The organism is Flavobacterium restrictum, from assembly GCF_007097245.1.
Classification (GTDB): domain Bacteria; phylum Bacteroidota; class Bacteroidia; order Flavobacteriales; family Flavobacteriaceae; genus Flavobacterium; species Flavobacterium restrictum.
Window position 1 is genome coordinate 507,414 of the sequence record NZ_VJZT01000001.1, and the last position, 9,100, is coordinate 516,513.

Annotated in this window: 6 protein-coding genes; 4 read left to right on the top strand and 2 right to left on the bottom strand. The window is 35.6% G+C overall.

Annotated elements, in window-relative coordinates; translation table 11 throughout:
- The first annotated feature begins 107 nt into the window (after positions 1–107).
- From FNW21_RS02165 to FNW21_RS02175, 3 genes are all read left to right on the top strand, one after another.
- The gene (locus FNW21_RS02165; protein ID WP_144255085.1) at positions 108–2,699 is read left to right on the top strand and encodes a circularly permuted type 2 ATP-grasp protein; all 2,592 of its coding nucleotides are present in this window, start codon (positions 108–110) and stop codon (positions 2,697–2,699) included.
- The gene (locus FNW21_RS02170; protein WP_144255086.1) at positions 2,689–3,558 is read left to right on the top strand and encodes a transglutaminase family protein; all 870 of its coding nucleotides are present in this window, start codon (positions 2,689–2,691) and stop codon (positions 3,556–3,558) included. The genes FNW21_RS02165 and FNW21_RS02170 overlap by 11 nt, the downstream gene beginning before the upstream one ends.
- A 67-nt stretch (positions 3,559–3,625) precedes the next feature.
- A complete protein-coding gene (locus FNW21_RS02175) occupies positions 3,626–4,579 on the top strand; it encodes a protein-glutamine glutaminase family protein (protein WP_221932036.1) in 954 nt (317 codons plus the stop codon).
- Between the two features lie 93 nt (positions 4,580–4,672).
- Here FNW21_RS02175 and FNW21_RS02180 read toward each other — a convergent pair whose 3' ends face one another.
- Positions 4,673–5,398 (bottom strand): bacteriorhodopsin-like, encoded by a 726-nt coding sequence (locus tag FNW21_RS02180; RefSeq protein ID WP_144255087.1) that lies wholly within the window; start codon positions 5,396–5,398, stop codon positions 4,673–4,675.
- Between the two features lie 120 nt (positions 5,399–5,518).
- Between FNW21_RS02180 and FNW21_RS02185 the strand changes: the two genes are divergently transcribed.
- A complete protein-coding gene (locus FNW21_RS02185; protein WP_144255088.1) occupies positions 5,519–6,409 on the top strand; it encodes a Brp/Blh family beta-carotene 15,15'-dioxygenase in 891 nt (296 codons plus the stop codon).
- Positions 6,410–6,663: 254 nt separating this feature from the next.
- On the opposite strand, the gene dnaK is transcribed toward FNW21_RS02185, so the two are convergent.
- On the bottom strand, positions 6,664–8,547 hold the full coding sequence (gene dnaK / locus FNW21_RS02190) for a molecular chaperone DnaK (protein ID WP_144255089.1): 1,884 nt from the start codon (positions 8,545–8,547) through the stop codon (positions 6,664–6,666).
- Between the last annotated feature and the right edge of the window lie 553 nt (positions 8,548–9,100).

A 9,100-nucleotide genomic window follows, 5' to 3' on the forward strand; every position in this document is an offset into this window, starting at 1 on the left:
CCACAGATTTCATGATTAACACAGATTATTTTGAATAATAACATTGCCATTCCCATTTAAAACTAGTATTTTGCAAGGCTATAAAATAATTCATTCCAAATTAACAAATGATTCAAGATATTTCATTGGGACTACTCCAAACCTACAAAGAAAAAATCAATTCGTATGACGAAGTACTCGACCAAAACGGTCAGGTAAAACCCTATTGGCAAGGACTTTTTGATACTTTAGAATCCATTGGAATTGAAGAATTGGAATTGCGTAATCAAGAAATTGTAAAAAAATTAAAGGAAAACGGAGTTACTTATAATGTGTATGATTCTAATAAAGAGTCGAATCGGGCTTGGAAACTAGATCCTATTCCGTTTCTAATCCACGAATCGGAATGGTTATCTATCGAAAAAGGATTACAGCAAAGAGCGCATTTATTGGATTTGATTTTAAAAGATTTTTATGGCGATCAAACTTTGATTAAAAACGCTATTATTCCTGCCGAATTGGTTTTTGACAATTCAGGTTTTCTCTTGCCGTGTTTTGATATTCGACAAAAACTAGATACGCAATTATTAAATTATGCCGTTGATTTAGCCCGTGGGCCAGACGGAAAAATGTGGCTGTTAGACAATAGAACCCAAGCTCCTTCTGGTGCTGGATATGCTCTTGAGAATAGAATTGTAATGAGTAAGGTTTTTCCAGAATTAAACGAAAAAACCTATAGAAAACGACTTTCTCCCTATTTTAATCAATTACAACAAACCGTTGACACATTAGGAAACAACAATAACGAAAATCCAAATGTAGTTTTCCTAACGCCTGGGCCAGGAAACGAAACTTATTTTGAGCACGTTTACCTTTCGTCCTATTTGGGATATACTTTGGTTCAAGGGAACGATTTATTAGTTCGAGATGGATTTGTTTGGCTAAAATCGATTGACCAACTCGAACGCGTAGATGTCATTATCAAACGATTGGATGATGAATGGTGTGATCCGCTGGAATTGCGAAGAGCTTCTTTGCTAGGAATTCCGGGACTTTTGCAAGTAATTCGGTTGGGAAATGTTGCCGTAGTAAATCCTCCGGGAACGAGCGTTTTAGAAAATTATGGCTTGATGGCTTTTATGCAAAATGCCTGTAAATTTTTACTCAACGAACCGCTTTTAATTAGTTCGGTGGCGACTTGGTGGTGTGGACAAACCAAAGAATTGAATTTTGTTTTGGCTAATTTACCCAAATTAATTATCAAAAAAACCAACCGAAAACAAGGTTTTAGATCCATTTACGGACGCTTATTGTCCATTGAACAACTGACCGATTTAAAGCATTTAATTCTCAAAAGTCCCAAAGATTATGTGGCGCAAGAAGAAGTAAGTTTATCGACAACTCCTGCGTTTATCAATGGATCAATTGAACCAAGATATGCCGCCATACGTGCTTTTTTGATTGCTGATGGCGATGGATATACAGTAATGCAAGGCGGTTTAACTAGAAGTTCTGCCGTGAAAGACAAGTTTGAAATTTCGAACCAATTAGGCGGAATTTCTAAAGACACTTGGATCATAACGAATAGCCCTACAACACATCAAGAAAAATCGGTAGAACGAAAAAACACTAACAACCAACTCAATAATTCCTTGACGAGCCGCAATGCCGAAAACTTATTTTGGGTAGGCCGCTTGTGCGAAAGAACGATGGCGTTGCGTAGTTTTCTAAAAATAATCTTGAATAGATTGAACGAAAACGTGACCAAACATGGCAATAAACAGCCAGAATTTTTGGTCGTTTTATTAAAATCATTAACACATCTTACCCAAACTTACCCAGGATTCGTGGGGAAAGAAGCTAAAGACGGGGAAGAATTTGATAACGAAGCCATTTTTGAAGACCCCATTGCAGAATTACTGCTTTTGATTAATGACCCTAAAAAAGCAGGCTCGGTAGTCTATAATTTACAATCGTTGCTCAATACCATTAATCAGGTGAGCGAAAAATGGAATCACGACACCCGACGCATCATTAATTTGGTCGAAGACAGCCTGTACACACTCAAAAAAACCGATACTGATAATATCAATTATGTTAACCACGCTTTGGATAAATTGCACATTCGTTTGTTTTCTTTTTATGGCAATATTTATGAAACTTTGCCGCGAGACAATGGCTTTTATTTATTGGAAGCAGGAAAAAACATAGAGCGTATTTTATCTTTATTATCGGTATTTCGTTCCACATTCAATTTCAAAAAAATGGTGGAAGAAGAAGCCGTTTTGATGGAAGCTATTCTGGAAAACCACCATTTATTGGCACAATATCGCAATATTTACAAATCGCATTTGAGTTTGAAAGCCGTTATCAATATGGTATTTTTAGAAAAAAACCTACCCTATACGCTTACTTATTTATTGGATACACTTTCGTATTATCTTTCTAAATTGCCCAAAACCAATGAGCCACACCGATTGACTATTGCCGAAAAATCAGCTTTGGAGGCCAGCACCATCATTAAACTAATTGATGCAGATAATCTAATACAAGTCGATGCAGCAACACAATTTCGTCCTGAATTAGATCAAACTCTTTCTAGCGTTTTTGAACTGATTTGCACTGTTTCCAACAATTTATCGCGTTTGTATTTCAACCATTCTGTGATGCAACATTCTGTTTTAGAAACCCTTGAAAATAGCGATTCTGATGAAATATAAATTAAAACACAAAACGCTTTATACCTACGTAAACGAGGTGCACAATTACCAAAGTATTTTGTGCCTGCAACCCCGAAATTCTGCCAAACAAATATGCATCAATTTCAAATTAGAGATTGAGCCAAAACCGTCTAAAATATATTCTCGTACCGATTATTTTGGAAACATTCAACATTATTTTTCGCTGCACGAATCGCATAAATCACTAAAGGTTACCGTTTCTAGCGAGGTCGAAGTACTCCATAATCTGGTACAACCCTTGAATCCGATAACCTGCGAGGAAGCCAGACAAAAATTTAAGACCAATCTTGCACTCAAAATTGAGGTTTTGCAATACCAATTGCCCAGTCAATACATCACTTGGGACGAAGAAATTGAAGCTTTTGCCAAAACCTGTCTCATTCCAGATGTGTCACTTTTTGAAGCTATTTTAGATTTAATAAAAAAAATATACACTGAATTTCAATTCAAATCGGGTGCAACCAATGTCAATACGCCACTAAAAACGGTACTTAAAGAACGAAAAGGAGTTTGCCAAGATTTCTCTCATTTGGCGATTGCGAGTTTGCGAAGCGTTGGAATTCCAGCAAAATATGTGAGTGGTTATATCGAAACACTACCGCCAAAAGGGAAAATAAAACTAGAGGGTTCCGATGCTTCTCATGCGTGGATTTCAGTTTATATTCCAGAAATGGGCTGGTGCGAATTTGACCCAACTAACAATATGATTCCGCAACAACGGCACATTGTAACGGCTTACGGAAGAGATTTTGCCGATGTTTCGCCGCTAAAAGGGATTATTTTTAGTTCTGGAGAACATAAAGTAAAGGTTGAGGTGGATGTGATACCGTTAGTTTGATTTTAATTTAAAAAACAGAATACCAATAACATTAAAATTTTACAACAATTGATCACATTGTTATAGTTTGACCGTCAATAGTTTACATAAATTTGTTGTCAACAGTAACAAACATCACATTAAAATATCTAATACCAACACCATCAAAAAGCATCCACTTTTAACGCCAAGAAAAGCATCTGTTATAGATCTAAATACAGCGAACGATTTATTTGCCGAAATTATGCAATCTGGAATTCCTTTTGGATACCAACAGGCCAATTGTCATAATATTTCGCATTATATCAGTATGTTATTAGCATCTAAAGGCTATCAATGTGCCAAAATTTGGGCGTTTGCACCGGTGGTTTATTCTACATCTAGCAGTAAATTAATCTCGTTTGCCGATAAAAAAAATATTTCCCCTAATGGAAAAATAGATTGGGGCTATCACGTTGCGCCAATACTTCAAGTACGCATTGGGAATAAAGTACGCAAAATGGTTATTGACCCTGGATTATTTCCCAAAAGTCCCGTGCGGTATAGAACGTGGCTTGCCAAACTAAAAACTAGGAAACTCATTTATTTGATTGTAGATTCGGTCTGGTATCTATTCAATTCGTCGGTAATTCCCAACTCGCAATTGCAACCAGATTTGAATACTGTTCAGCCCAATGTCAAGTTACCCGATTGGTTTTCGGACAAACTGATTACGGATTTTTTCAAATATGAAGAAGATTCATTAGAGCAACATTGGATCGAGAAAGGATTGGCGGTAAATGAAACAGCAATGGCTTTCTACGATACCGAAATCAAGCCGATTTTGCAATCCAAACAACAGCAAGATTTGGTTGCAGATTATAAAATGCTCGTGGGAAATGTTTTTAATTTCGAAACCATTTTTAGAGATGGCAATTGGAATTATGAAATGGATAATAATTTTCAATTCAGACACCAAATTATCATTGCCAAATACCGTCAAATATACTTCGGAAACCTATCGAAATGGCAATGTAAATTAGCCCTATTGATGCCCTTATAAATGGGGAAAATCTAAATTTAAAACACAAAAAATAAAAGCATAAAAAAACCGAGCCATTGCTGACTCGGTTTAAAGTAGACTAAAATTGTACTATTAGTCTTTTTGAGATTTTACTGCCAAAGAGTAAATTACTAAACCAAAACCAATTTTGTTAATCGCATCGGCAATATTGTAGGCTACATCTACACTACCTTTTCCTAGTATACTAGTATACCAGCCGTCAGTTCCCAACATGTACCCTAAAGGATAAATTGCCCAACCTACAAGAACAAACCAACACAAAATTTTGTGAGCTGCAAGGACATCTCCTCCTGCTGTTGCAGCTAGTTTAGAGGCATTACCAAACCATATTTCGTAAACAATTACAAAGTATGCTAATCCAGAAATACCACCCCATAATGCGGCATTATCAGCATAAACAGTTTCGCCTAGATACCCTGTAACAAGCATCACAATAGAAAGTCCAATCATTTTCCATAACAAATCAGATTTTGCTCCTGCAACTTTAAGTATTAAATAAAATTCAACACACATTAATGGAACGGTTAGAATCCAATCTACATAACGAAAAAAAGTTGGAGATTCCCCAATTACTGCCCAGTATTCTTTCATGTAAAAATAATGAACTGCAGCAATAAAAGTAATTAATCCAGAAACCAATACAGAGGTACGCCATTTTTTATCAAATTGATTTAATGATAAAAAGAAAAAAGCTGATGCAGCCATCATGGCCATACATCCTACAAAAAAAGTAAAACCGACATAATCAGTAGGTAACATTTTAGTCACCAATGATGGAATGAAAAGTAAATTTGTCATAATAATAAAAGATTTGGTTGTGATTAATAAATTGTTTAACCAAATGTATAAAAACATTAAACAAAAACAATACGTTTTGTTTAATAATTTTTAAGTATTTTTAAACAAAAATAAAATGGAATGGCAAAATATTCGAATTTCGCAATTGTAGCAAGCTTTTTTGGGCTTTGGTTGGACTCTTCATTGACCGAAACGGCACAAACTTGGGTTGGTTTTATACTCGTTTTCAGTTTTGGAATTCTGCATGGTGCAAATGATTTACTATTAATAAAAAAAGTAAACGCCCAAAGTAATTCTATTCATTCCTATTATATATTGCTTTATTACATTCTTGTAGTACTATTTGGAGCCCTTTTATTCTATACTATTCCGTGGTTTGCATTGGTGTTATTTGTTCTTGTTAGTGGTTACCATTTTGGAGAGCAACATTGGAACAAAAAGCTAGATAGTGAAAACAAATGGATAAAATTGCTATTTGAAATCCAATATGGGGTTTTACTTTTATTTTTAATATTTGTATTTCACGACCTAGAAGTCCAGAAAATAATAGTTGCCATAACTGCCGTTACCATACCAATTGTTTATTTTTCAGCTATTTTAAAATTTTTGATAATTACATTTGCGGGAAGTTGCTTGTATTATAACTATGTGTTAAAAAACTTCAAAAGTCCTATCCTTACGGAACTATTCTATCTCCTCATATTTGCTCTTCTATTCAAAGTTTCCAGTCTTATATGGGCTTTTGCGTTGTATTTTATTTTTTGGCACAGTATTCCTTCTATGATGGATCAAATTAAATTTCTATACCAAGAGGTAACATGGGCTACCTTTAGAGTATACTTTCGATCAGCATTTGTCTACTGGATGGTATCTCTTGCAGGCATTGCGGCATTGTATCTTATTTTTAGAAATCAAAAAACATTTTATGCTTTATTTTTTTCCTTTTTGGCTTCCATTACATTTCCACACGTTATTGTAATACTTACTATGTTTGGTAAAAAAATAAAGTAAACCCACGAATCAATCTTATATTCAAGGATTTAAGGATTAATTTTGTGTGTACTGTGTTTATGAAATAGTATAAATTATTGGGAAAATGCTTTTATTAGTTAAACAAAAAAAACCGAGCCATTGCTGACTCGGTTTTTATTATTTATGCTTTTCAAAAGATCCCGATAAAAATCGAGATAAGCGATTCGAAGGCCAATGCATCTCCTGGCTCGTTCGCTAAAACAGTTCACTCAACTGTTTTTTAACGCTCCGCCCTATTTTACTTCTTCGAATTCAACGTCTTCTACGTTGTCTCCTTGTGCTTGCTCTTGTTGTGGAGCTGCTTGTTGCCCTTGTTCGCCTTGAGCGTACATAGCTTCAGTAGCTGTTTTCCAAGCTGCATTGATGTTGTCCAACGCCGTTTGAATAGCAGGAACATCTTGAGATTGGTGCGCCATTCTCAATTCAGTCAAAGCATATTCTACAGCAACTTTATGATCATCAGCTAATTTAGCTCCAAGTTCTTTCAATTGCGTTTCCGTTTGGAAAATCATAGAGTCAGCCTCATTGATTTTTTCTGCTTTTGCTCTTAAAACTTTGTCAGATTCTGCGTTAGCTTCGGCATCTTGTTTCATTCTTTCGATTTCTTCAGAAGTCAATCCAGAAGAAGCTTCGATACGAATATCATGCGATTTTCCAGTTCCTTTGTCAGTTGCCGAAACTTTGATGATACCATTAGCATCAATATCAAAAGTTACTTCAATTTGTGGAACACCTCTTGGTGCTGGTGGAATACCATCCAAGTTGAAACGACCAATAGTTTTGTTATCCGCAGCCATGGCTCTAGCACCTTGAAGAACGTGTAGTTCAACAGTTGGTTGAGAATCTGCAGCAGTTGAGAAAACTTGTGATTTTTTTGTTGGAATAGTAGTATTAGACTCAATTAATGTAGTCATAACTCCACCCATAGTTTCGATACCTAAAGATAAAGGGGTAACGTCAAGTAACAATACATCTTTTACATCTCCAGAAAGAACGCCACCTTGAATAGCTGCACCAATAGCAACAACCTCATCAGGGTTAACTCCTTTAGACGCTTTTTTACCAAAGAATTTTTCCACCTCATCAGCAATTCTTGGCATACGAGTAGAACCTCCTACCAAGATCACTTCGTCAATATCAGAAACAGATAAACCAGCATCTTTCAACGCTCTAGCCACTGGAGCCATAGAACGTTTTACTAATGAATCCGTCAATTGCTCAAATTTAGCTCTAGACAATTTTTTCACTAAGTGTTTTGGTCCTGAAGCAGTAGCTGTAACGTATGGCAAGTTGATTTCAGTTTCAGCAGAAGATGACAATTCAATTTTTGCTTTTTCAGCAGCTTCTTTCAAACGTTGCAATGACATTGGGTCTAAACGCAAATCAATACCTTCTTCAGTTTTGAATTCGTCAGCCAACCAGTCAATAATTTTGTGGTCAAAATCATCTCCACCAAGGTGCGTATCACCATTAGTAGACAATACTTCAAAAACTCCGTCTCCTAATTCCAAAACAGAAATATCAAATGTACCTCCACCTAAATCGTAAACAGCAATTTTTTGATCCGTTCCTTTTTTGTCCAATCCGTAAGCCAATGCCGCAGCAGTAGGCTCATTGATGATACGCATTACTTTCAAACCAGCAATTTCACCAGCTTCTTTCGTAGCTTGACGTTGTGCATCGTTGAAGTAAGCAGGAACAGTAATAACCGCTTCAGTTACCGTTTGACCTAAATAGTCTTCCGCAGTTTTTTTCATTTTTTGAAGTGTCATTGCTGACAATTCTTGTGCAGAGTACAAACGACCATCAATATCCACACGTGGCGTATTGTTGTCACCCTTTACAATTTTGTAGGAAACTCTTTTTGCTTCAGCCGTAACCTCACCAAAACCTTGTCCCATAAAACGTTTGATAGAAGCAATAGTCTTAGTTGGATTAGTTACTGCTTGTCTTTTCGCAGGATCCCCTACTTTAATTTCTCCACCTTCTACAAAAGCGATGATAGATGGCGTTGTTCTTTTTCCTTCTGCATTAGGAATAACAACTGCTTCATTACCTTCCATTACAGAAACACAAGAGTTTGTCGTACCTAAATCAATTCCGATTATTTTACCCATTTTTATTCTATTTAATTTTTATTGAATACTTATTTTAACATCTTGAAACCGATAAGTCAAGGATTGTGCCAAGACAAAAAACCGAGTAAATTGTCAGTTTATGGTGTTTTTGGCGGAAAACGGTCTGACAATATGACATTTTAACTCACCTTATAAGCAGTAACCAAAGGTTGGAGATGAGATTTTAGCATTTATGAGGACGGTTTTCAGGAGCTTTATCCAGCTATACGCTCTATCTTTATGTTCTTAAAGAAAGAACATAAAGGATGCCGCTGCTATCTGGGCTACGGCATTCGAGTAAACGAAAGGGTTTTCTGTTTAGAAAATTTTTTCTTTGTTCAAAAAAAAACGATTTGTAAGAAAAAATGAATATATTTGATAGAAACAAAGAGAAACAAACTTTCGCTGATTTACCCGATTATGGGTGTTTATCAGGGCAAACGCATCATATTGCATAAAAATAAGTACTAAAAAATTTGTTAATTAAATATAATATAACTACATTAACGCTTAATAATCAATATATTAAGCAGTTTTTATGTCAGGTAATTTA